Raw genomic sequence first — 21,588 nt, 5'->3', positions numbered from 1 at the left:
CGCCCGGCGCCGAAGCGGGCTATTGCCTTGGGCCATGACCTATACGATCGGCCTCGCCACCACCTTCCACGACCCCGCCATCGCGATCATCGGTCCCGATGGCGAGGTTCTCTTCGCGGAAGCGACCGAGCGCTACCTGCAATATAAGCGCGCGCCGAACTGCGAGCCGGATTCGGCCCCGCGCATGGAAGGCCTGCTGAAGCGCTATATCCCGGTGGATGCAGAGGTTCGCATCGCCACGAGCTGGGGCGAGGATTTCACCGGCTTCCTCGACCAGATGGCTCGCGCCGGCTCCTTCACGCTGGACGCGTTGCTCAAGCTCTCGCCCGAGCTCAACCGCTCGCTGGTGCCGGAGCGCACCGAGCGCGCCCTGATCGCCTCATTGCACCTCGGCCAGCAGCGCGCCGGCATGGGCGTGCTGCTCGGGCTCGACCGCGCCTACGGCAAGGCCAATGTCACCGGCCTCACGCGCTACGGCCACCATCTCAGCCACGCCGCCTATGCCTGCTGGTCCTCCCCCTTCGACAACGCCGCCTGCCTCGTCGTCGACGGCATGGGCGAAACCGGGGCCTCCGCCATCTTCGCGCTGGAGAACGGCAGGCTGCACGAGGTGAAGCGCCATCGCGGCCGGGAATCGATCGGCTTCTATTTCGGCCTCGTGACCGACCTCGCCGGCTTCGACCAGGCCAAGGGCGAGGAATGGAAGATCATGGGGCTCTCCCCCTATGGCAAGAGCGACCCGGAATTGATGGCGCTGCTGCGCAAGCTCTACGCGATCGAGGGCCACAGGCTCTCCTTCGCCAAGGCCGACGTGGTACAGGCGGTCGCCGCCGAGATCCTCGCGAAGCGTCCGGCCGATGCCCTCGACCAGGGCTGGGCCGATCTCGCCCGCTGCGGGCAGGACGTCTTCGCCGAGATGATGGAGGCCCTGCTGGCCGAGGCTGCGGCGCTGGTGCCGAGCGAAAACCTCGTCATGGCCGGCGGCTGCGCACTGAACTCCTCCTTCAACGGCCGGATCGCCGGCCGCCACGGCTTCAGGACGGTCTTCGTGCCCTCTGCGCCGGCCGATGACGGCAACGCCATCGGCGCGGCATGGCTCGCGCATGCGGAGGCCAAGCCGGACTGGCGCGCGCCGAAGGGACCGCTCACGCCCTATCTCGGCTCGACCGTCTCGACCGAGCCCTTCGAGCGCATGCAGCTCTGGGAGAAGCGCCTGCGCAAGCTCAGCCCCGACGAGATTGCGCCGGTCACGGCAAAACTCCTGACCGAGGGCAAGCTGATCGGCTGGGTGCAGGGCCGCGCCGAGTTCGGCCCGCGCGCGCTGGGCAACCGCTCGATCATCGCCGATCCGCGTCCCGCCGACGCCAAGGACATCCTCAATGCCAAGGTGAAATACCGCGAGGCCTTCCGGCCCTTCGCGCCCTCGATCCTGGCCGAGCACGCCGCCGACTGGTTCGAGAACTACCAGGACGCGCCCTATATGGAGCGCACGCTAACCTGGAAGGAGGCGGTGCGCGATCGCGTCCCGGCGGTGGTCCATGAGGATGCGACCGGCAGGCTCCAGAGCGTCACGCCGGAGCGCAACCCGCGCTATCACGCACTGATTTCCGCCTTCCATGCGCTGACGGGCGTGCCGGTGATCCTCAACACCTCCTTCAACATCATGGGCAAGCCAATCCTGCACACGGCGGAGGACGCGATCCTGATGTTCTATACCAGCGGGCTCGACGCGCTGGTGATCGACGACTGGCTGCTGGTGAAGTAGCGGGCAGCCGATCGATCCGCGCCGTTGATCGGTCGGATCACGCGAAATCGCTGGTTTCGGTCCGGTTTCCGGTCATTCTTCCGGCCAGCGGAAGGAGACCATGCCATGCTGCAATTGCGCCCGAACTGCGAATGCTGCGACCGCGACCTGCCGCCGCAATCGCGCGACGCCCTGATCTGCACCTTCGAATGCACGTTCTGCAGCGACTGCGCGGAGACGCGCTTCGCCGGCACCTGCCCGAATTGCGGCGGCGATCTCGTGCGCCGGCCGATCAGGCCGGAGCGGATGCTGGAGAAATACCCGGCTTCGACAGAGCGCGTCCGCAAGCCGCACCCGCAATGCGCGGCGGCTTGAGGCTATCCGCATCGGATTGGCGCAACTACCAGGCGCGTGCTAGCCACTCAGGGATGACGACCCCGCAGCCTCAATTCTGGATCGTTGCCGGCCCCAACGGCGTCGGCAAGACGACCTACGCTTTCCGCCATATCAAGGCCGTCTCGGGCAGCACGCGTTTCGTCAATCTCGACGAGATTGCGCGTGGCCTCTCCCCGCTCGACCCCTCGATGGAGCAGCAGCGCGCCGGCCGCGTCGCGCTGGAGCTGACCCGCTCGCTGATCGCCGAGAGACGCTCGTTCTCAATCGAGACGACGCTTTCGGGCAAGACGCATCTGCGCACGATCACAGCGGCGCGGGAGGCCGGCTTCGTCGTCAACCTGTTGTATTTCCTGGTCGCAAGCCCGGAGATTTCGCTGGCTCGCATCGCACGGCGCGTCAGCGAGGGCGGCCACAATGTCGCGGAAGCCGACGTTCGCCGCCGCTTCAGCCGTTCGATCGAAAACCTGCCAGCCTATATCGATGCGGTCGATCGGTGGCGTGTCTTCGACAACGCCACCCTGCGCCCCAAAGCAGTAGCGGAGGGGCGGCGCGGCTGCATCTCGCTAATTGAGGACGAGGGCGATCTGCCGCAGGCTCTATGGACGGCGCTTGAGACGCTGCCGCCCTGCGCGGAAGGCTGAGCGCTCAGCTCGCCTGCTTCACCGCGATGCCCTTCTCCTCGAAGAGCTGCTGCAGTTCGCCGGCCTGGAACATCTCGCGGGTGATGTCGCAGCCGCCGATGAACTCACCCTTGACGTAGAGCTGCGGGATCGTCGGCCAGTTCGAGAAAGCCTTGATGCCCTCGCGGATTTCCTGGTCCTCAAGCACGTTCACGCCCTTATAGGGCACGCCGATATAGCCGAGGATCTGCGCGACCTGGCCGGAGAAACCGCACATCGGGAATTGCGGCGTGCCCTTCATGAAGAGCACCACGTCGTTATTCTTCACTTCCGCTTCGATGCGGGCATTGACGTCGGACATCGTGTCGTCTCCTGAAGCGGGTTCAAGGCCCGCCGGATGGTCTCGTTCTAATCTTGGGGAACGCTGGTCGTCAGCGCAAGGGCGTGCAGCACGCCGCCCATATTCCCCTGGAGCGCGGCATAGACCATCTGGTGCTGCTGCACCCGGGTCTTGCCCTTGAAGGCGGCCGAGACGACGGTCGCGGCATAGTGGTCGCCGTCGCCGGCCAGATCCTTGATCTCGATCGCCGCATCCGGCAGCGCCGCCTTGATCATGCGCTCGATCTCGTGGGCGTCCATCGCCATGGGTCGAACTCCTCAGGCCGCCTTGCCGGCCATATAGGACGGCAGCCAGTCTTCATGGATCTTGCGGAGATCGGCGATAGCCAAGGCAGGCTCGCCCGGCAGGCTGAGCGAAGCGCCGCCCGTCTTGCCGATGGCGAGCGCCGGCACGTCGGCAGCCTTCGCCGCCGCGATCACCGCATCGGCCTCTGCCGCCGGGACGGTCAGGACATAGCGCGCCTGATCCTCGCCGAAGAGCGCGGCATGGGCGGGGCCCGCCGGCAGCGTCTCGATGGCGGCACCGATGCCCCTGGCCATCGCCATCTCGGCGAGCGCCACGGCGAGGCCACCGTCCGACAGGTCGTGGCAGGTCGAGACCTGGCCCGACGCGATCAGCCCGCGCACGAAATCGCCGTTGCGGCGCTCGATCGTAAGATCGACCGGCGGCGGCGCGCCCTCCTCACGGCCGCAAACGGTCGCGAGATAGGCGCTCTGGCCTAGCCAGCCGGCGGTCTCGCCGATCAGGATCACCGCCTCACCCTCTGCCTTGAAGGCGACAGTCGCGTGCTTCGTGACATCGGCCATGACGCCGACGCCGCCGATGGTCGGGGTCGGCAGGATCGAGATGCCGTTGGTCTCGTTGTAGAGCGAGACGTTGCCGGAGACGACCGGGAAGTCGAGCACCTTGCAGGCCTCGCCGATCCCACGGATGCAGCCGACGAACTGGCCCATGACTTCCGGCTTCTCTGGATTGCCGAAATTCAGGTTGTCGGTGATCGCGAGCGGCTTGGCACCCGTCGCGGTCAGGTTGCGCCAGGCTTCCGCCACCGCCTGCTTGCCGCCTTCGAAGGGATCGGCCTCGCAATAGCGCGGCGTCACGTCGGCAGTCATGGCGAGGCCCTTGGGCCCCTCCTCGATGCGGATCACGCCGGCATCGCCGCCCGGCGTCACCGCCGAGTTGCCGAGAATCAGCGTGTCGTACTGCTCCCAGATCCAGCGCTTGGAGGAAAGGTCCGGCGAGCCGATCAGCGTCTTCAGCGCCTCGGCATTGCCGCAAGGCGGCGTCACGCTTTCGGCCGCGATGCGCTGCTGCGGCACGGTCTCGATCCACGGCCGGTCGTATTCCGGAGCCTCGTCGCCGAGTTCCTTGATCGGCAGGTCGGCCATGACCTCGCCCTGATGCTTGATGACGAAGCGCAACGTGTCGGTGGTGTGGCCGATGACGGCGAAATCCAGGCCCCATTTCTTGAAGATCGCCTCGGCGGCGTCCTCATGGCCCGGCTTGATCACCATGAGCATACGCTCCTGGCTCTCCGACAGCATCATCTCATAGGCGCTCATGCCCTCTTCGCGGCAGGGCACCTTGTCGAGGTCGAGCTCGACGCCGAGATCGCCCTTGGCGCCCATCTCGACGGCCGAGCAGGTGAGGCCGGCAGCGCCCATGTCCTGGATCGCGTCGACATGGCCGGCAGCCATGATCTCGAGACAGGCCTCGAGCAGGAGCTTCTCGGCGAAGGGGTCGCCGACCTGCACGGTCGGGCGCTTCTCCTCCGACTTGTCGTCGAATTCGGCCGAGGCCATGGTCGCGCCGTGGATGCCGTCGCGGCCGGTCTTGGAGCCGAGATAGACGATCGCCTTACCGACGCCGGAGGCCTTGGCGTAGAAGATCTCATCGGCCTTGGCGATGCCGACCGCCATGGCGTTGACGAGGATGTTGCCGTCATAGCGCGTGTGGAAGCCGGTGGCGCCGCCGACATTCGGCACGCCGAAGGAATTGCCGTAGCCGCCGATGCCGGCGACGACGCCGGAGACGAGGTGGCGGGTCTTCGGATGATCCGGCGAGCCGAAGCGCAAGGCGTCGAGCACCGCGATCGGGCGGGCGCCCATGGTGAAGACGTCGCGCAGGATGCCGCCAACGCCGGTCGTCGCCCCCTGATAGGGCTCGATGAAGGACGGGTGGTTGTGGCTTTCCATCTTGAAGACGATGGCCGTGCCGTCGCCGATATCGATGACGCCGGCATTTTCACCCGGTCCCTGGATCACCCACGGCGCCTTGGTCGGCAGTGTCTTCAGATGGACCTTCGACGACTTGTAGGAGCAATGCTCGTTCCACATCGCCGAGACGATGCCAAGCTCGGTGATCGTCGGCTCGCGGCCGATCAGATGCAGGAAGCGCTGGTACTCGTCCGGCTTCAGGCCGTGCTCGGCGACGAGCTGCGGGGTGATCTTGATGTCGTTCGGAATCACGGGCTCAGGGTTCCTGACGGTCCGGCGATAGGGGTTGGCAGGGGCATAGCCTGCCTCGGCCCGCGAGACAACATTCCCCGACGCAGGCGCCGCTTTCAGCTCTGGATGGCCACCAACGCGGCTCTGAGCGGCGCCGGGATCGGCACCGGCTTCTGGCTCGCCCGCTCGACATAGACATGGGTGAAGCGGCCTTGCGCCGCCGCCTGCGCGCCACTCTGCCGAAAGATGCCGATGCTATAGGTGACGGAGCTGTTGCCAAGCCGCTCGACCGCGATCCCGACCTCCACCGTCTCCGGGAAAGCAACGCTCTCGAAATAGGTGCAACCGGTCTCGACCACGAGCCCGACGATCTCGCTCCTGGCAGGGTCCAGAAAGCCGTTCTCGATCAGCCAGGCATTCACCGCCGTATCGAACCAGCTATAATAGACGACGTTGTTGACATGGCCGAAGACGTCGTTGTCGTGCCATCGCGTCGGGATGGCGCGGAAGACGCGAAAATCGGCGCGGGTCAGGCGGGGCTGGCGCTCGCTCATGTCCTGAATGCCTCTCCACCGTCATGCTCGCCCTTGTGGCGAGCATCCACGTCTTGAACACAATCCGCGACCGGCGAAGACGTGGGTGGTCGGGACAAGCCAGACCATGACGGCGCGGCAACAGCCATTCTCAACGTCCTCCGGGCTTCTCGCCCGCCCTGATCTCCGGCACGCCCAACGCATCGGCGAGCCGCGCCTTGGCCGAGCCGGGCTTCAATGGCTTCTGCTGGCTCTCATGCGGCGCCCAGCCGGAGACCCAGACGAATTCGAAGGTCGCGGGCAGGCGCCCGTCCGGATCGGCGAAACGCTCGGCATAGAGCGCAGCCGCTCGCAGCAAGGTCTCGCGCCGCGGTGGCGTCTTGCGCCGGGCAACGAGCGCGTTGGCCCAGCCCATCGCGCGCAGGTCGCGGAAAAGCCCGAAGGCATCGCGATAGCGCACCGTCACGATCTCGCTGTCGATGACGGGCAGCGCGAAACCGGCGCGCTGCAACAGCCCGCCGAGATCGCGCAGGTCGGCGAAGGGAGCGACGCGCGGGCTGACCCCGCCGGTCGTCTCGCTCTCGGCTTCGAGGAGCGCCTGCCTGAGCTCCTGCAAGGTCCGACCGCCGAGCAGACAACCCATGAACAGCCCGTCCGGCCTGAGCGCCCGCTTGATCTGGATGAGCGCGCCCGGCAGGTCGTTCACCGCGTGCAGAGCGAGGAGCGAAACCGCGAGGTCGAGCGAGCCGGCAGCGAAGGGGAGGCTTTCGAGATCACCGAGGAGATCGGCGGGAACGCCTTCTGCCTCCGCCATGCGCAGCAAGCGCCCGGTCCGGCCGGCAAGCACGGGAGCGACGACGGGCAAGGCCGTGCCGAGATCGGCCGCGATCGCGAATTCGCGCAACACCGCGCCGAGACGCTCTGAGAGATCATCAGCCGCGCGCTGCAGCAGGAAATCCGGATAGTCGCCGGCAAGCGCGCGCCTCAGCCGCGAACGGCCGAGCTTGCGGTCGAAAACGAGGCTCTGGTCACTCAACGGGGCATCTCCTGCATTGCCCCTCATCCGGCATTTTCCAAGGAATGGCCACCCGGCAAATCGGCTTTGGAAAGCTGTTTCCTATGGCTATGAAACGCGGGTCATCCCGGACGGAGCGAAGCGGAGATCCGGGATCCATGCCTGAACCGTTCCGGCATGGATCCCGGGCCGACCTATGACCGCCCGGGATGACCCGCGCCCTTCCTTCCCGCCTCAGCGCTCCAGCAGCTTCTCGATCTCCGCGCGCAGTTGCGGGCCGAGATCACTGCGGTCGAGCGCATAGGCGACATTCGCCGCGAGGAAGCCGATCTTCGAGCCGGCATCGTAGATCTCGCCGTCGAAGCGCACCGCGTAGAACGGCTCCTGATGCGACAGCGCGATCATCGAATCGGTCAATTGAATCTCGCCGCCGGCGCCCTTTTCCTGATTGGCGAGCAGGTTGAAGATCGTCGGCTGCAGGATGTAGCGGCCACTGACATGCAAATTGGACGGAGCGGTGCCCTTCGGCGGCTTCTCGACCATGCCGGTGATCTTCGAAATCTTGGCCTTGGCGTCCTCGACCGCAACGATGCCGTATTGATGCGTCTGGTCGTCCGGCACCGGCGCGACCGCGATATGATTGCCGCCATGCCGGTCGTAGGCGTCGATCATCTCGGCGAGACAGCCCTTGCCCTGGCTGTAGTGAAGCATGTCCGGCAGCAGCAGCGCGAAGGGCTCGTCGCCGACGATCTCGCGCGCGCACCAGACGGCATGGCCGAGGCCCAGCGGCGCCTGCTGGCGGGTGAAGCTGGTCGCGCCCGCGACCGGCAGGTCGTGCGTCAGCGCCTCCAGCTCCTTTATCTTGTTGCGTTTGGCCAGCGTGTCGTCGAGCTCGTAGGCCATGTCGAAATGGTCCTCGATCACCGCCTTGTTGCGGCCGGTGACGAAGATGAAATGCTCGATGCCGGCGGCGCGCGCCTCGTCCACGACATGCTGCACGACCGGCCGGTCGACGATGGTGAGCATCTCCTTTGGCACCGCTTTGGTCGCGGGCAGGAAGCGGGTGCCGAGGCCGGCAACGGGAAGAACGGCCTTGCGGATGCGTTTCGTCATGAAAAATCCATTGGGCGCGATGGCCTTGCCGAAGCCAGGCGGAGGTGGGAACGGCCGTACAACTGTCATGGTTGCCGGCCATCAGGCGGTATTAGCTGACAGGCCTTGAGAAGCCGTCAACGGTTTTTCGATAGGTCAGGTTCCTGACGAAGATGAGGCGAGACAGACGATGGCGGTATTGGTTTCCGGCGGCGCCGGCTATATCGGCAGCCACATGGTCCTGGAATTGCTCGACCGCGGCGAGAAGGTCGTCGTGCTCGACAATCTCTCGACCGGCTTCTGGTGGGCGGTGCCTCCCGAGGCGATCTTCGTCCAGGGCGATATCGGCAACCAGGACCTCGTCGAGGGCCTGATCGGCGAATATGAGATCACCGAGATCGCGCATTTCGCCGCCAGGATCGTGGTTCCGGAATCGGTCACCGATCCCTTGGGCTATTATTTCAACAATACCGTGAAGACCCGCGCGCTGATCGAGAGCGCCGCGCGCAAGGGCGTGAAGCACGTCATCTTCTCCTCCACCGCCGCCGTCTATGGCGAGCCTGACGTCTCGCCGGTGCCGGAGGAGATCGCGCTCAACCCGATCAACCCCTATGGCCGCTCCAAGCTGATGAGCGAATGGATGCTGCAGGACGCGGCCAAGGCCCACGGCTTCTCCTACGTGGCGCTGCGCTATTTCAACGTCGCCGGCGCCGACCCGAAGCTGCGCTCCGGCCAGTCCTCGCCGAACGCCACCCATCTCATCAAGGTCGCGAGCCAGGCGGCGCTCGGCCAGCGCGACGGCCTGACCGTTTTCGGCACCGATTACGCGACGCCGGACGGCACCTGCGTGCGCGACTATATCCACGTCACCGACCTCGCCCGCGCCCATCTCGCCGCGCTCGACCATCTGCGCGGCGGCGGGGCGAGCCTCACGCTGAACTGCGGCTATGGCCGAGGCTATTCGGTCAAGGAGGTCGTCGAGGTCGTGAAGAAGGTCTCGGGCGTCGATTTCCCGGTGACGCTGGCCGAGCGCCGCCCAGGCGACCCGGCCTCGCTGATCGCCCGCGCCGACCGCATCCGCGCCGAACTCGGCTGGCAGCCCGAGCATGACGACCTCGAGGAGATCGTCGGCCAGGCGCTCGCCTGGGAGGAGAAGCTCAGGACGAAGAACGCCACGTCCTGAACGCCATGGCACTTTCGCGCAAACGCGCGCTTTTCGTCCTCCCCGTCATGGTCGGGCTTGTCCCGACCATCCACGTCTTCCTCCCGGCAAAGCGGTGTTCAAGACGTGGATGCTCGCCACGAGGGCGAGCATGACGACCTGCCCTCAGGACGCAGCCGGCTCCTCCGCCGGCTCGCGCACTTCGAGCACGGTCAGGCGCTTCACGTCGCCGGAGCGCGTCGTCCAGTCGATCGAGCGCTCGGCCGCCATGCCGATCAGCGCGACGCCGATCGGCGTCATCACCGAGATGCGGTTCTGCTCGATATCGGCATGCTCAGGCCAGACCAGCGTGACGGTGGTCTCGCGCCTGGTGGCCTCGTCGCGATAGACGATCCGGCTGCCGATCCGGGCATGATCGTGCGAGACGCGGCCCTCCGGCAGGATGCGGGCGCGGTCGAGCTCATGGGTCAGCTCGGCGGCGAGATCGGGCATGGTGTTGGCCGCGCCGGCCGCGATACGGCTCAGCATGGCATGGTCCGCGGCCGTGACGGTGATGGCGGGACGCCTGGCAGTCATGGGAACAGTCTTTCATGGAAAAGGCGAGCGCCCGCCGGCGGACGAAAACCGCGCGGCATCGAAAGGGCGAACTCGCAGGGAAGTTGGAGAGAGGAAGCGCCCCCGAACCGGCGGCGCGACGCGCGACAGGCCCGGGGCTAGAAGCCCGCGATGAGATTGCCCGAGCGGTGCAGACCGCGGCGGAAGGGGGACGCGCTATTCATCCGTCGAGAATCTGACAATCGCCTGAGCTTGTCAAATGGCCTGCTCCGGAGCCGGGGGATTATTCGGATCGAAGGCCTTCCGTCGTGGTCGCCCTTGTCCCGACCATTCACGTCTTCACTGGTCGAGGGCCGCGTTCAAGACGTGGATGTTCGCGACAAGGGCGAACATGACGAAGCGGCCCTCGCTTCCGTCTTAACCCTTGGTTAATCTTGTTCGGGCGCTGTGAAGATGGTTCCATCGAGCATACGCCGGGAGAGTTCATGCGCCTGTCCGTCATCGCAGCCTCAGCCCTGATCAGCCTGGCGCCGGCGCTTGCCCAGACCACCGGCTCGATCAACGCATCCGGCGCCCATGCCCGCAGCAAGGCGCAGGCCACCCCCGCCAGCGCCTCCTTCGACATCTTCGTGCAGCGGCTTTGGCCGCAGGCGCAGGCGCGCGGCATCTCGCGCGCGACCTTCGACCTCGCCTTCCGCGGCGTGACGCCGGATGCCTCGATCGTCGCGCTGACCAGGAAGCAGTCGGAATTCAGCGCCCCGATCTGGAACTATCTGGAGAACGCCGTCGGCGGCACCCGCATCCAGCGCGGACGCGAGGCCGCGGCCCAGAACGCCTCGGTCCTCGCCCAGGTCGAGGCGCGCTATGGCGTGCCCAAGGAGGTCGTCCTCGGCGTCTGGGGCATGGAGACCAATTACGGCTCGTTCAAGGGCGGCAAGGACGTCATCCGCTCGCTGGCGACGCTCGCCTCGATCCGCTATCGCGGCGATTTCTTCCGCGACGAACTGCTGACCGCGCTGGAGCTGATCGAAAAGGGCCATGTCGAGCGCAGCGAGCTGAAGGGTTCCTGGGCCGGCGCCATGGGCCATACCCAGTTCATGCCGTCGAGCTACATGAAATACGCGGTCGACTGGACCGGCGACGGCCATGCCGACATCTGGACCTCGTCGAGCGACGCCATCGCCTCCACCGCCAATTACCTCAAGGGCTATGGCTGGGTGCCGGGCCTGCCCTGGGGCATGGAAGTGACGCTGCCCCAAGGCTTCGACCATCGCCTGGACAAGGCGAGCTTCGCCAGCTTCGCCTCGGCCGGCGTGCGCCGCGCCGATGGCGGCCGCCTGCCCTCATCCGGCGAAGGCCGGCTGTTCTACCCCGCAGGGCATACCGGACCGGTGATGCTGCTCACCGCCAATTTCGACGTCATCAAAAAATACAACTCCTCGGATGCCTATGCCATGGCCGTCGGCCATCTCGGCGACCGCATCGCCGGGCGCGCCGCGATCCAGGCGAGTTGGCCGACCAGGGCGCCGCGCCTCGACATGGCCGCGACCCGCGACCTCCAGCACCGCCTCAAGGCGCTCGGCCTTTACCACCACGACGCCGATGGCCGCATCGGGACCGGCACGCGCGAGGCGGTCCGCCGCTACCAGATCAGCGCCGGCGAGATCGCCGACGGCTACCCGACCCCGGCCCTGCTGTCGAGGCTGCGCGGCAAGCGCTGACTCCGGCCCCGTCACGGCCTATACTGGCAGGCGAAGGGGAACCGCCGGATCGGACGATGCGTCTGCGCTCGCTTGCCATGGTTCTGGGTGCCGCCTGCCTGCTCCTCCTGACGGGCGGGCCGGTTTCGCTCGCCCAGCAGCAGCCACAGCAGCGCAGCCTGTTCCAGATGTTCTGGCAATTGCCGGCGCAGCCCCGGACGGCGGCGCCGCAGCGACGCCAGCGCGTCGCTCCGGCGGTTCGTCGCCGCGAGGCGCCCGTCGTCGTCCGCGACGATCCGGTCATCCCCAAGGTCGATGTGGCCCACCATATCGTGGTGATAGGGGATTCGCTCGCGAACCTCCTCGCGAGCGGGTTGGACGACGCCCTCAACAATCGCCCCGATGTCGAGGTGATCCACAAGGCCAAGCCGGATTCCGGGCTGGTGCGCAGCGATTTCTACGACTGGCCGAAAGCCGCGTCCGAGCTTCTCGCCGGCGACCAGAAGATCACCATCGGCGTCATCCTGCTCGGCCTCAACGATCGCCAGCCGCTCCGCGAGGGCGAGACCGTCCATGAGCCGCTGAGCCCGCGCTGGCTCGAACTCTATCGCGACCGGATCGACGCCGTCGCCAATGCCTTCGCCGGCAGGCGCGTGCCCTTGATCTGGGTCGGCGCGCCGCCGATGCAGAACGGACGGCTCTCGGCCGACATGATCACCTTCAACGACCTCTACCGCCAGCGCGTCGAGAAGGCGGGCGGGCAATATGTCGATCTCTGGGGCGGCTTCGTCGATGCCGAGAACCGCTATGTCGGGACCGGCCCGGACGTCTCCGGACAGCCGGTGCGCCTGCGCCTCGGCGACGGCATCCATTTCACCGCAGCAGGTGCCCGCAAGGCCGCGCATTTCGTCGATCTCGTCATCCGCCGCATGATCGAAGCGGCGCCGCAGAGCAGCGTCATCGCCCTGCCCGTCTCGCCCGAGACCGGCGCCCCCAGCGCTCTCGAGCTCCAGCCCGGCGGCGTCGAGCGCCTGATCGACCAGATGGTGGCAGGCCTGCCGGTGATCGGCCTGCCCGCCGCCCTGCAGGCCCGCCCGCTCGCCGGGCCGATCCAGCCGCTCACAGGCCAGGCCGCACTCTCCGAGCAGCCGCTGCTGGCCTCGATCACCGAGGCTCGCGGACGCGGCGACGCCGCGCTCCAGCTCGAGCGCGTCTTCGGCCAGGGCATCGCGCCGGACCCCGTCGCGGGCCGGCTCGACGATTACCGCTGGCCGCGCTGAGCGGGCACGTCACCCCGCCATCAGCCGGTCGAAGACCGGATCAGGATCGTCGACCTCGACCAGTTTCTTCGCCGTGATGACCCAGATCCGCGTCGCAACCGCCCGCACGAAGGCGCGGTCATGGCTGACCAGCAGGCAGGCCGTTTCCTGTTTGATCAGTTCGGTCTCCAGCATGTCCTGCCCCTCGATATCGAGATGGTTGGTCGGCTCGTCCAGCAGGTAGAAATTCGGCTCGGCCAGGCGCAGCACCAGCATGGCGAGCCGCGCGCGCTGGCCGCCGGAAAGGCGCGCCGTCGGCGCGGTCTGCGCCTCGCTCGCGATGCCCGCACCCGCGAGCACGGTGCGCGCGGTCTGGTCGCCGAGATCGCTGGAATGCTTCACGGCATCCCAGGGCGTGCGCCAGGTATCGAGCTGCGACAGGGCCTGGTCGGAATAGCCGGCCTTCAAGGTCGCCGCGCCACGGATCTCCGGGTCGGAGCCGTCCAACGCCGCCTGCAATCGCGCGACGAAGCACGTCTTGCCGCTGCCATTGGCGCCGAGCAGCGCGATCCGGTCGCCCTTCTCGATCCAGAGCGGCCCGGTGCGGAACAGCAGGCGCCCGTCCGGCGTGGCGACCGCGGTTTCCTTGATCGAGACCAGCGCCTTGGCATGGGTACCGCTGCTGGCGAGCCGGATCGTGCCGGCCGAGCGCTCCTTGTGCCCGGGCTTGGCCCGTTCCTCCAGCTTGTCGGCGCGCTCTGAGAGTTGCTTGGTCTTGACCACCAGCAGGTCCGAGCCGGAGTTGATGCCGATATTCTTGAGCTTGGCCGCCTGCTGCCGCAGCGCCTTCACCTTGCGCATCTCGTTCTCGAACTGCCGGTCCCGCGCCGCGTCGCGTTCCTCCAGCGCCTGAAGCGCCCGCGAGTAGGGCAAGGCGAAATCGGCGCTCTCCGCCGGGCGCAGGAACAGGGTGCGCGCGCTGACATCGTCGAGAAAGGCGCGGTCATGGCTCGCCGCGACCACGGCGCAATCCCGCGGCAGGTTGGCGAGAAAGCGCTCCAGCAGGCCGATCCGTTCGAGATCGAGATGGTTGGTCGGCTCGTCCAGCAGAAGCAGATCGGGCTCGATCACCGCCGCACGCGCCAGCAGCATCGTGCGCTGCCAACCGCCGGAGAGGCTGCCGACGGCACGGCCGCGCAGGCTCTCCTCCACCATGAGATCGTCGAGCAGCACGTCGACGCGCCAGCTCTCGGTCTCGGCCGTCTCGGGATCGAGTGCATCCAGCACGGCAGCGTAGAGGCTCAATCCCAGCAGCCGCTCGGGCGGGTCCTGCGGCGCGAAGGCGGTGACGAGGCCGCGCGAGCGGGTCAGCGTGCCGCCGCTCGCTCCCTCCTCGCCGGCCAGGATGCGCAGCAGCGAGGATTTGCCGCGCCCGTTGGCGGCGACGAGGCCGAGGCGGTCGCCCTTGGCAATGGCGAGGTCGAGGCCGGCGAAAAGCGGCGCGCTGCGCGCGAGCGACAGGTCTTTCAGGGTGATCAGGGACATCGGAATCTCATGAAGTCAGGCATGCGCGCATAAGCGCGCCGATCAAGGCTGACGATGAGACGACGATGCGTTCCCGGTCAGCCCCGCGAGGTGAAGCGCGGGGCGCAGACAGGTCCGCGGGTGCGGCAATGGAAGCGGCGGCGCGGAGCCTGCTTCCCCTTCTGATTCGATGCCATGATGGCGATCATAGCGACGACGCGAGCAATGAACAGAGCATCGCCGGCATGAGGGGCGCGAGCACGGCGCGGAACGCGCTCATGACATGGATTGACCTCTTTCGGATCAGATTGTGCGCGTGATTGTTCAAGCGTTGCCGGTCGGCGCCGCTCTTGTCATTCCGGGGCTTCGCGCAGCGAGGAACCCGGAAACCATGACCGGGTAAGCCGCCGGCAATGAACACGGAATGTCCTACCCAGTCGTGGGTTCCGGGTTCGCGCCTGCGGCGCGCCCCGGAATGACAGCCGTACGTTTCAAAACCGCAGGGGCGAGAGAAACCCATGGCTGACGACAAGATCGAGATCGAGAACGTCAACACGCCCGGCAAGACCGAGCGGGTCGACCGCGCCAAATATAGCGCGATGCGCGAGGCGCTGCTGGCGGTCCTGCCGCAAGCAGCGCCGGGCCTGAAGGTTCCCGATGCCAAGGAAGCCCTGCTGCCGCATCTGCCCGAGGCGCTGTTTCCACAGGGCAAGACCGCCGGATGGTGGCTGAAAGCAGTGCAGCTCGACCTCGAAGCCAAGGGCACGATCAGGCGCGCGCCCGGCTCGCCGGTCCGGCTCTACAAGACCGGACCGTCAAAGGATTGAACACTCAGCGTTCCGGGACTGACGCCACCTGTCAAACCGGCAGGATCGTCGCGCCCATCAGTTCCTTGTCGATGGCATGGGCCGCCTGACGGCCCTCGCGGATCGCCCAGACCACCAGCGACTGGCCACGTCGCATGTCGCCGGCGACGAAGACCTTGCCGACGCTGGTCTTGTAGTCGCTGTCGTTGGCGACGACGTTGGCACGCTTGTCCACGGCCGCGCCCGACTGCGCGATCATGCCCTCGATCACCGAGCCGGCGAAGCCGATGGCGAGGAAGCAGAGATCGGCCTGGAGCACGAATTCCGTGCCGGGAATGGGCTTGCGCTTCTCGTCGACGCGGGCGCATTTCACGCCGGTGAGCCGGCCGTTGCGGCCTTCGAGCCCGAGCGTCGCCGCCTGGAACTCACGCTCGGCGCCCTCGGCCTGCGAGGACGAGGTGCGGAACTTGGTCGGCCAATACGGCCAGACGGTGAGCTTGTCCTCCATCTCCGGCGCCATCGGCCGGATGTCGAGCTGCGTCACCGAGAGCGCGCCCTGCCGGAAGGCGGTGCCGACGCAGTCCGAGGCCGTATCGCCGCCGCCGACCACGACGACATGCTTGCCGGCCGCGCTGATCGGCTCAAGGCCCGAGACATCCTCGCCGCCGACGCGCTTGTTCTGCTGGGTCAGGTACGGCATCGCATAATGCACGCCCGCGAGATTGGTGTCCGGCAGGCCGGGATCGCGCGGCGCTTCCGCACCACCCGTCATCAGCACCGCGTCATGCTCGGCCATCAGCGTGGCGAAGGGCAGGTTCACGCCGATATTGGCGTTGTAGTGGAAGGTCACGCCTTCCGCCTCCATCTGCTTCACCCGGCGGTCGATATGCTTCTTCTCCATCTTGAAGTCGGGGATGCCGTAGCGCAGCAGGCCGCCGGCCTTGGCCTCGCGCTCATAGACATGGACATCGTGCCCGACGCGGGCGAGCTGCTGCGCTGCGGCCATGCCGGCAGGTCCCGAACCGACGATGGCGATGCGCTTGCCGGTGCGCCTGGCCGGGATTTCCGGCGCGATCCAGCCCTCTTGCCAGCCCTTGTCGGCGATGGCCTGCTCGATCGTCTTGATCGTCACCGGCATGTTTTCGAGGTTGAGCGTGCAGGCCTCCTCGCAAGGAGCGGGGCAGATGCGGCCGGTGAATTCCGGGAAGTTGTTGGTCGAGTGGAGGTTGCGCAAGGCATCCTCCCAGCCGCCGGAATAGACCAGCTCGTTCCAGTCTGGGATCTGGTTATGGACCGGGCAGCCGGTCGGCCCGTGGCAGAACGGGATGCCGCAGTCCATGCAGCGCGCCGCCTGCTTCTTGACGTCGCGCTCCTCCAAGGGAAGCGTGAACTCGCGGAAATGCCGGATGCGGTCGCCGGCGAGCTGATACTTCTGCTCCTGCCGGTCGAATTCGAGGAAGCCCGTGACCTTGCCCATGCCGTTTCTCTCGCCGTGTGCGCGGGGCGTCCCCGTGCGCGTGCCTTGACTTGATCGAGATGCCGGGGCGCAAGCTGGCCCCGGCAGGGTGGCGTTCGCTTATTCCGCAGCCTGCAAGGTGCGGGCCTGTTCCATCTCGCGCAGCGCGCGGCGGTACTCGACCGGCATCACCTTGACGAATTTGGTGCGGTAATCCGCCCAGTTGTCGAGGATGGTGCGGGCGCGTTCCGAGCCGGTGTAGTCGACATGGTTCGTCAGCATCTGCATCAGACGCTCTTCATCGTGGCCCGACATGTTGGTCATGTCGATCCGCCCCTTGTGCTCGAGATCGCCGCCGTGATGGTGCAGCCGCTCCATCAGGTCCTCTTCCTCCTCGACCGGTTCGAGATCGACCATCGAGAGGTTGCAGCGCGACTTGAAGGTGCCGTCCTCGTCCAGGACATAGGCGATGCCGCCGGACATGCCGGCCGCGAAATTGCGCCCGGTCTGGCCGATGACCGCGACGACGCCGCCGGTCATGTACTCGCAGCCATGGTCGCCCGTGCCTTCCACCACCGCGATGGCGCCGGAATTGCGCACCGCGAAGCGCTCTCCCGCCACACCGCGGAAATAGGCTTCACCCGCGATAGCGCCGTAGAGCACGGTGTTGCCGACGATGATCGAGCGTTCGGCCACGGCCTTGGTCGCCGGATCGGGCTTCACGATGACCTTGCCGCCGGAGAGCCCCTTGGCCACGTAGTCGTTGGCCTGACCGGTTAGCTCGACCGTGACGCCGGCCGCGAGGAAGGCTGCGAAGCTCTGGCCCGAGGTGCCGGTGAGCTTCACCGTGATCGTGTCTTCCGGCAGGCCGGCATGGCCGTACTTCTTGGCGACGGCGCCGGACAGCATCGCGCCCGTGCTGCGGTCGACATTGCCGACCGGCTTCTCGATCACGACCGGCGTGCCGGTTTCGATCGCGTTCGCCGCCTCGGCGAGGAGCTGGCGGTCGAGCACGGTGTCGATCGGGTGCTTCTGCAACTCGACATGGCGGATCGCCACGCCCGGCAGGTCGACCTTGTGGAAGAGCCTGGTGAAGTCGAGCCCGTTCGCCTTCCAGTGTTCGATCGCGTCGCGCTTGTCGAGCAGGTCCGAGCGGCCGACGATCTCCTCGATCTTCGTGAAGCCCATCTCCGCCATGAGCCGGCGGACATCCTCGGCCACGAAGAAGAAGTAGTTCACGACATGCTCGGGCAGGCCCTTGAAGCGCTTGCGCAGCACCGGATCCTGCGTCGCGACGCCGACCGGGCAGGTGTTCAGATGGCACTTGCGCATCATGATGCAGCCGGCCGCGATCAGCGGCGCGGTGGAGAACCCGAACTCGTCGGCCCCGAGCAGCGCGCCGATGATGACGTCCCGGCCCGTCCGCAACCCGCCATCGACCTGCAGCGCGACGCGACCGCGAAGCTGGTTCAGCACCAGCGTCTGCTGCGTCTCGGCTAGCCCGATCTCCCAGGGCGAACCGGCATGCTTCAGCGAGGTCAGGGGGCTCGCGCCCGTGCCGCCCTCGAAGCCGGAGATGGTGATGTGATCGGCGCGCGACTTGGCGACGCCGGCCGCAACCGTGCCGACGCCGATCTCGGAGACGAGCTTGACCGAGACATCCGCGGCAGGATTGACGTTCTTCAGGTCGAAGATGAGCTGGGCCAGATCCTCGATCGAATAGATGTCGTGATGCGGCGGCGGCGAGATCAGGCCGACGCCCGGCGTCGAATGCCGGGTCCGGGCGATCTTGGCGTCGACCTTGTGGCCGGGGAGCTGGCCGCCCTCGCCGGGCTTGGCGCCTTGCGCGACCTTGATCTGCATCACGTCCGAGTTGACGAGATATTCGGTGGTGACGCCGAAGCGGCCGGACGCGATCTGCTTGATCGCCGAGCGCTTGGAGCGGCCATCCGGCATCGGCCGGAAGCGGATCGCTTCCTCGCCGCCCTCGCCGGTGTTGGACTTGCCGCCGATCTGGTTCATCGCGATGGCGAGCGTCTCGTGAGCCTCGCGCGAGATCGAGCCGAAGGACATCGCGCCGGTGGCGAAGCGCTTCACGATCTCGGCGGCGGATTCGACGCTCTCCAGCGGCACCGGCGCGCGGCCGTCATCGATGGCCACCTTGACCTTGAACAGGCCGCGGATGGTGCTGAGCCGCTGCGCATCGTCGTTCACCTGGCGGGCGAACTCCTCGTAGCGATCCTGTGCGTTGAGGCGCACCGCATGCTGCAGGGAGGCGACGACATCCGGCTTCCAGACATGGTCCTCGCCGCGGACGCGATACATGTATTCGCCGCCGATATCGAGACTGTCGCGATAGAGCGGCGAGTCGCCGAAGGCGTCGCGATGGCGCCTGAGGCTTTCCTCGGCGATCTCGTCGAGGCCGACGCCCTCGATCGCCGTGCCCGTGCCGAAGAAGAACTTGTCGACGAAACCGCTCTTCAGGCCGACGGCGTCGAAGATCTGCGCACCGCAATAGGACTGGTAGGTCGAGATGCCCATCTTGGACATCACCTTCAGCACGCCCTTGCCGACCGACTTGATGTAGCGCTTCACCACCTCGTCGGCATCGACCTCCTCGGGGAAGGCGCCCTGCTCGTGCTGGTCGAGCAGGGTGTCGAAGGCGAGATAGGGGTTGATCGCCTCGGCGCCGTAGCCGGCGAGGCAGCAGAAGTGGTGGATCTCGCGCGGCTCGCCCGATTCGACGACGAGGCCGACCGAGGTGCGCAGTCCCTTGCGGATGAGATGATGATGCACCGCCGCCGTCGCCAGCAGCGCCGGGATCGGGATGCGATCGGCCCCGACCTGGCGGTCGGACAGGATGATGATGTTGTAGCCGCCATGGACCGCCGCCTCCGCGCGCTCGCAGAGCCGCTCCACGGCGCCCTCCATGCCGGCCGCCCCCTCGCGCGCCGGATAGGTGAAGTCGATCGTCTTGGTGTCGAAGCGATCCTCGTAATGGCCGATGCAGCGGATCTTCTCGAGATCGTCATTGGTCAGGATCGGGGTGCGGACCTCCAGGCGCTTGCGGCGCGAGGTGCCCTCCAGATCGAGGATGTTCGGACGCGGCCCGATGAAGGAGAGCAGGCTCATCACCAGCTCCTCGCGGATCGGATCGATCGGCGGGTTCGTCACCTGCGCGAAGTTCTGCTTGAAATAGGTGTAGAGCAGCTTCGACTTGAGCGAGAGCGCCGAGATCGGCGTGTCCGTGCCCATCGAGCCGACGGCCTCCTGGCCGGTCACCGCCATCGGCGCCATCAGCAGGCGCACGTCCTCGGTGGTGTAGCCGAAGGCCTGCTGGCGATCGAGCAGCGGCACGTCGGTGCGCGAGGCCCGCGCCTCGACCGGCGGCAGGTCCTCCAGCACGATCTGGGTACGCTTCAGCCAGTCCTTGTAGGGATTGGCGAGGCACAGCGAGGTCTTGATCTCGTCGTCGCCGATGATGCGGCCCTGTTCGAGATCGATCAAAAGCATCTTGCCGGGCTGGAGGCGCCACTTCTCGACGATCCTCTCCTCCGGGATCGGCAGCACGCCGAATTCCGAGGCGAGCACGACGAGCCCGTCATCGGTGACGAGATAGCGCGCGGGCCTGAGGCCGTTGCGGTCGAGCGTAGCCCCGATCTGGCGCCCGTCCGTGAACGCGATCGCAGCCGGCCCGTCCCAGGGCTCCATCAGCGCAGCGTGATACTCGTAGAAGGCGCGCCGCTCCTCGTTCATCAGCGGGTTGCCGTTCCAGGCTTCCGGCACGAGCATCATCATGGCATGGGCCAGCGAATAGCCGCCCTGCACCAGGAATTCGAGCGCGTTGTCGAAGCAGGCGGTGTCGGACTGGCCCTCGTAGGAGATCGGCCAGAGCTTGGAGATATCGGACCCGAACAGGTCTGAATCGACGCTCGCCTGCCGCGCCGCCATCCAGTTGACGTTGCCGCGCAGCGTGTTGATCTCGCCGTTATGGGCGACCATCCGGTAGGGATGGGCGAGGCGCCAGGACGGGAAGGTGTTGGTGGCGAAGCGCTGGTGAACCAGCGCCAGCGCGCTGACGAAGCGCTCGTCCTGCAGATCCTTGAAGTAGGAACCGAGCTGGTTCACCAGCACCATGCCCTTGTAGACGATGGTGCGGCAGGACATCGAGACGGGGTAATATTCCGCCGTCTTGCGCTCCTGATGCTTGTAAACCTTGTTCGAGACCGACTTGCGCAGGACATAGACCTGCCGCTCGAACTCATCCTCGTCGGTGATATCGTCGGGACGGCCGACGAAGAGCTGGCGATGCAGCGGCTCGGTCGCGAGCACGGCCTGGCCGAGATCGCTGTTGTCGACCGGCACGTCGCGCCAGCCGAGGAAGACGAGCCCCTCCTCCGCCACGGTCTGCGCGATGATCTCCTCGCACATCGCCCGCGCGGCGGGATCGCGCGGCATGAAGAACTGGCCGATGGCGTAATGGCCGGGCTCCGGCAGGGTGATGCCGAGCCGCGCGGTCTCCTCGCGGAAAAACTGGTCGGGGATCTGGACGAGAATGCCGCAGCCGTCGCCGAGCTTCGGGTCGGCACCGACCGCGCCGCGATGGTCGATATTGTGCAGGATCTGCAGACCCTGCTGCACGATCGCGTGGCTCTTGCGGTTCTTCATGTCGGCGATGAAGCCGACGCCGCACGAGTCTTTCTCGTTATTGGGATCGTACAGGCCCTGATGCACCGGCATCGCCGGATCGCGCACGGCCGGAAAGCGCTCGAAAGCCGCTGCGCCGCTCGACTTGCTGGTCCCGCTCATCGTCAAACCCCGCTTCCCAGAACCCCGCAGGCTTGCGCCGGCAGGGAGACCCGTCAATCCATGATCCCGA

At 66.8% G+C, this 21,588-nt stretch carries 17 protein-coding genes; 7 read left to right on the top strand and 10 right to left on the bottom strand.

From position 1 onward, the window contains the following. Window positions 1-34 precede the first annotated feature (34 nt). From OCUBac02_RS06250 to OCUBac02_RS06240, 3 genes are all read left to right on the top strand, one after another. On the top strand, window positions 35-1,765 hold the full coding sequence (locus OCUBac02_RS06250; RefSeq protein ID WP_173044239.1) for a carbamoyltransferase family protein: 1,731 nt from the start codon (window positions 35-37) through the stop codon (window positions 1,763-1,765). A gap of 105 nt (window positions 1,766-1,870) precedes the next feature. Beyond that, the gene (locus OCUBac02_RS06245) at window positions 1,871-2,119 is read left to right on the top strand and encodes a DUF1272 domain-containing protein (RefSeq protein WP_173044237.1); all 249 of its coding nucleotides are present in this window, start codon (window positions 1,871-1,873) and stop codon (window positions 2,117-2,119) included. Between the two features lie 53 nt (window positions 2,120-2,172). Continuing rightward, window positions 2,173-2,781, top strand: a complete 609-nt coding sequence (locus OCUBac02_RS06240) for an ATPase (RefSeq protein WP_173044235.1) — start codon at window positions 2,173-2,175, stop codon at window positions 2,779-2,781. 4 nt (window positions 2,782-2,785) lie between these two features. Here the strand turns inward: OCUBac02_RS06240 and grxD are convergent, their stop codons facing one another. The 6 genes from grxD to galU form a co-directional block, all read right to left on the bottom strand. Further along, complete coding sequence (gene grxD, locus OCUBac02_RS06235) at window positions 2,786-3,121, bottom strand: Grx4 family monothiol glutaredoxin (RefSeq protein ID WP_173044233.1); 336 nt, start codon at window positions 3,119-3,121, stop codon at window positions 2,786-2,788. 47 nt (window positions 3,122-3,168) lie between these two features. After that, window positions 3,169-3,405, bottom strand: coding sequence for a BolA family protein (locus OCUBac02_RS06230; protein ID WP_061970071.1), 237 nt, complete (start codon window positions 3,403-3,405; stop codon window positions 3,169-3,171). Window positions 3,406-3,417: 12 nt separating this feature from the next. Continuing rightward, entirely contained in the window at window positions 3,418-5,628 is a 2,211-nt protein-coding gene (gene purL, locus OCUBac02_RS06225) for a phosphoribosylformylglycinamidine synthase subunit PurL (RefSeq protein WP_173044231.1), read from the bottom strand. A 95-nt stretch (window positions 5,629-5,723) separates the two neighbouring features. Further along, complete coding sequence (locus OCUBac02_RS06220) at window positions 5,724-6,161, bottom strand: acyl-CoA thioesterase (protein WP_173044229.1); 438 nt, start codon at window positions 6,159-6,161, stop codon at window positions 5,724-5,726. Between the two features lie 130 nt (window positions 6,162-6,291). Then, window positions 6,292-7,176, bottom strand: coding sequence for a class I SAM-dependent methyltransferase (locus tag OCUBac02_RS06215; protein WP_173044227.1), 885 nt, complete (start codon window positions 7,174-7,176; stop codon window positions 6,292-6,294). Between the two features lie 213 nt (window positions 7,177-7,389). Next, on the bottom strand, window positions 7,390-8,268 hold the full coding sequence (gene galU / locus OCUBac02_RS06210; protein WP_173044225.1) for a UTP--glucose-1-phosphate uridylyltransferase GalU: 879 nt from the start codon (window positions 8,266-8,268) through the stop codon (window positions 7,390-7,392). Window positions 8,269-8,437: 169 nt separating this feature from the next. Between galU and galE the strand changes: the two genes are divergently transcribed. Further along, window positions 8,438-9,430, top strand: coding sequence for a UDP-glucose 4-epimerase GalE (gene galE / locus OCUBac02_RS06205; RefSeq protein WP_047580276.1), 993 nt, complete (start codon window positions 8,438-8,440; stop codon window positions 9,428-9,430). A 144-nt stretch (window positions 9,431-9,574) separates the two neighbouring features. On the opposite strand, the gene rnk is transcribed toward galE, so the two are convergent. Next, window positions 9,575-9,985 (bottom strand): nucleoside diphosphate kinase regulator, encoded by a 411-nt coding sequence (gene rnk, locus OCUBac02_RS06200; protein WP_173044223.1) that lies wholly within the window; start codon window positions 9,983-9,985, stop codon window positions 9,575-9,577. A gap of 464 nt (window positions 9,986-10,449) precedes the next feature. On the opposite strand from rnk, the gene OCUBac02_RS06195 reads away from it, so the two are divergent. Both OCUBac02_RS06195 and OCUBac02_RS06190 read left to right on the top strand, forming a co-directional pair. Beyond that, the gene (locus OCUBac02_RS06195; RefSeq protein WP_173044221.1) at window positions 10,450-11,685 is read left to right on the top strand and encodes a lytic murein transglycosylase; all 1,236 of its coding nucleotides are present in this window, start codon (window positions 10,450-10,452) and stop codon (window positions 11,683-11,685) included. Between the two features lie 56 nt (window positions 11,686-11,741). Continuing rightward, a complete protein-coding gene (locus OCUBac02_RS06190) occupies window positions 11,742-12,944 on the top strand; it encodes an SGNH/GDSL hydrolase family protein (RefSeq protein ID WP_173044219.1) in 1,203 nt (400 codons plus the stop codon). A gap of 9 nt (window positions 12,945-12,953) precedes the next feature. On the opposite strand, the gene OCUBac02_RS06185 is transcribed toward OCUBac02_RS06190, so the two are convergent. After that, window positions 12,954-14,468, bottom strand: coding sequence for an ABC-F family ATP-binding cassette domain-containing protein (locus OCUBac02_RS06185; RefSeq protein ID WP_173044217.1), 1,515 nt, complete (start codon window positions 14,466-14,468; stop codon window positions 12,954-12,956). A 497-nt stretch (window positions 14,469-14,965) separates the two neighbouring features. Between OCUBac02_RS06185 and OCUBac02_RS06180 the strand changes: the two genes are divergently transcribed. Then, complete coding sequence (locus OCUBac02_RS06180) at window positions 14,966-15,274, top strand: DUF6958 family protein (RefSeq protein WP_047579430.1); 309 nt, start codon at window positions 14,966-14,968, stop codon at window positions 15,272-15,274. A 31-nt stretch (window positions 15,275-15,305) separates the two neighbouring features. Here the strand turns inward: OCUBac02_RS06180 and OCUBac02_RS06175 are convergent, their stop codons facing one another. Both OCUBac02_RS06175 and gltB read right to left on the bottom strand, forming a co-directional pair. Next, window positions 15,306-16,730: a glutamate synthase subunit beta gene (locus tag OCUBac02_RS06175; RefSeq protein ID WP_047579431.1), complete on the bottom strand. Its 1,425-nt coding sequence runs from the start codon at window positions 16,728-16,730 to the stop codon at window positions 15,306-15,308. Window positions 16,731-16,829: 99 nt separating this feature from the next. Beyond that, window positions 16,830-21,518: a glutamate synthase large subunit gene (gene gltB, locus OCUBac02_RS06170; RefSeq protein WP_173044216.1), complete on the bottom strand. Its 4,689-nt coding sequence runs from the start codon at window positions 21,516-21,518 to the stop codon at window positions 16,830-16,832. Window positions 21,519-21,588: the final 70 nt, after the last annotated feature.

The sequence above is a fragment of the Bosea sp. ANAM02 genome (assembly GCF_011764485.1).
Taxonomy (GTDB): Bacteria; Pseudomonadota; Alphaproteobacteria; order Rhizobiales; family Beijerinckiaceae; genus Allobosea.
This window is presented reverse-complemented; position numbering and strand designations above follow the sequence as displayed.

What these genes read in the sequence shown, in the direction of transcription:
- OCUBac02_RS06250 (WP_173044239.1), top strand. Translation starts at nt 35, where the DNA reads ATGACCTATACGATCGGCCTCGCCACCACCTTCCACGACCCCGCCATC.
- OCUBac02_RS06245 (WP_173044237.1), top strand. Translation starts at nt 1,871, where the DNA reads ATGCTGCAATTGCGCCCGAACTGCGAATGCTGCGACCGCGACCTGCCG.
- OCUBac02_RS06240 (WP_173044235.1), top strand. Translation starts at nt 2,173, where the DNA reads ATGACGACCCCGCAGCCTCAATTCTGGATCGTTGCCGGCCCCAACGGC.
- grxD (WP_173044233.1), bottom strand. Translation starts at nt 3,121, where the DNA reads ATGTCCGACGTCAATGCCCGCATCGAAGCGGAAGTGAAGAATAACGAC.
- OCUBac02_RS06230 (WP_061970071.1), bottom strand. Translation starts at nt 3,405, where the DNA reads ATGGCGATGGACGCCCACGAGATCGAGCGCATGATCAAGGCGGCGCTG.
- OCUBac02_RS06220 (WP_173044229.1), bottom strand. Translation starts at nt 6,161, where the DNA reads ATGAGCGAGCGCCAGCCCCGCCTGACCCGCGCCGATTTTCGCGTCTTC.
- galU (WP_173044225.1), bottom strand. Translation starts at nt 8,268, where the DNA reads ATGACGAAACGCATCCGCAAGGCCGTTCTTCCCGTTGCCGGCCTCGGC.
- galE (WP_047580276.1), top strand. Translation starts at nt 8,438, where the DNA reads ATGGCGGTATTGGTTTCCGGCGGCGCCGGCTATATCGGCAGCCACATG.
- rnk (WP_173044223.1), bottom strand. Translation starts at nt 9,985, where the DNA reads ATGACTGCCAGGCGTCCCGCCATCACCGTCACGGCCGCGGACCATGCC.
- OCUBac02_RS06195 (WP_173044221.1), top strand. Translation starts at nt 10,450, where the DNA reads ATGCGCCTGTCCGTCATCGCAGCCTCAGCCCTGATCAGCCTGGCGCCG.
- OCUBac02_RS06190 (WP_173044219.1), top strand. Translation starts at nt 11,742, where the DNA reads ATGCGTCTGCGCTCGCTTGCCATGGTTCTGGGTGCCGCCTGCCTGCTC.
- OCUBac02_RS06185 (WP_173044217.1), bottom strand. Translation starts at nt 14,468, where the DNA reads ATGTCCCTGATCACCCTGAAAGACCTGTCGCTCGCGCGCAGCGCGCCG.
- OCUBac02_RS06180 (WP_047579430.1), top strand. Translation starts at nt 14,966, where the DNA reads ATGGCTGACGACAAGATCGAGATCGAGAACGTCAACACGCCCGGCAAG.
- OCUBac02_RS06175 (WP_047579431.1), bottom strand. Translation starts at nt 16,730, where the DNA reads ATGGGCAAGGTCACGGGCTTCCTCGAATTCGACCGGCAGGAGCAGAAG.
- gltB (WP_173044216.1), bottom strand. Translation starts at nt 21,518, where the DNA reads ATGAGCGGGACCAGCAAGTCGAGCGGCGCAGCGGCTTTCGAGCGCTTT.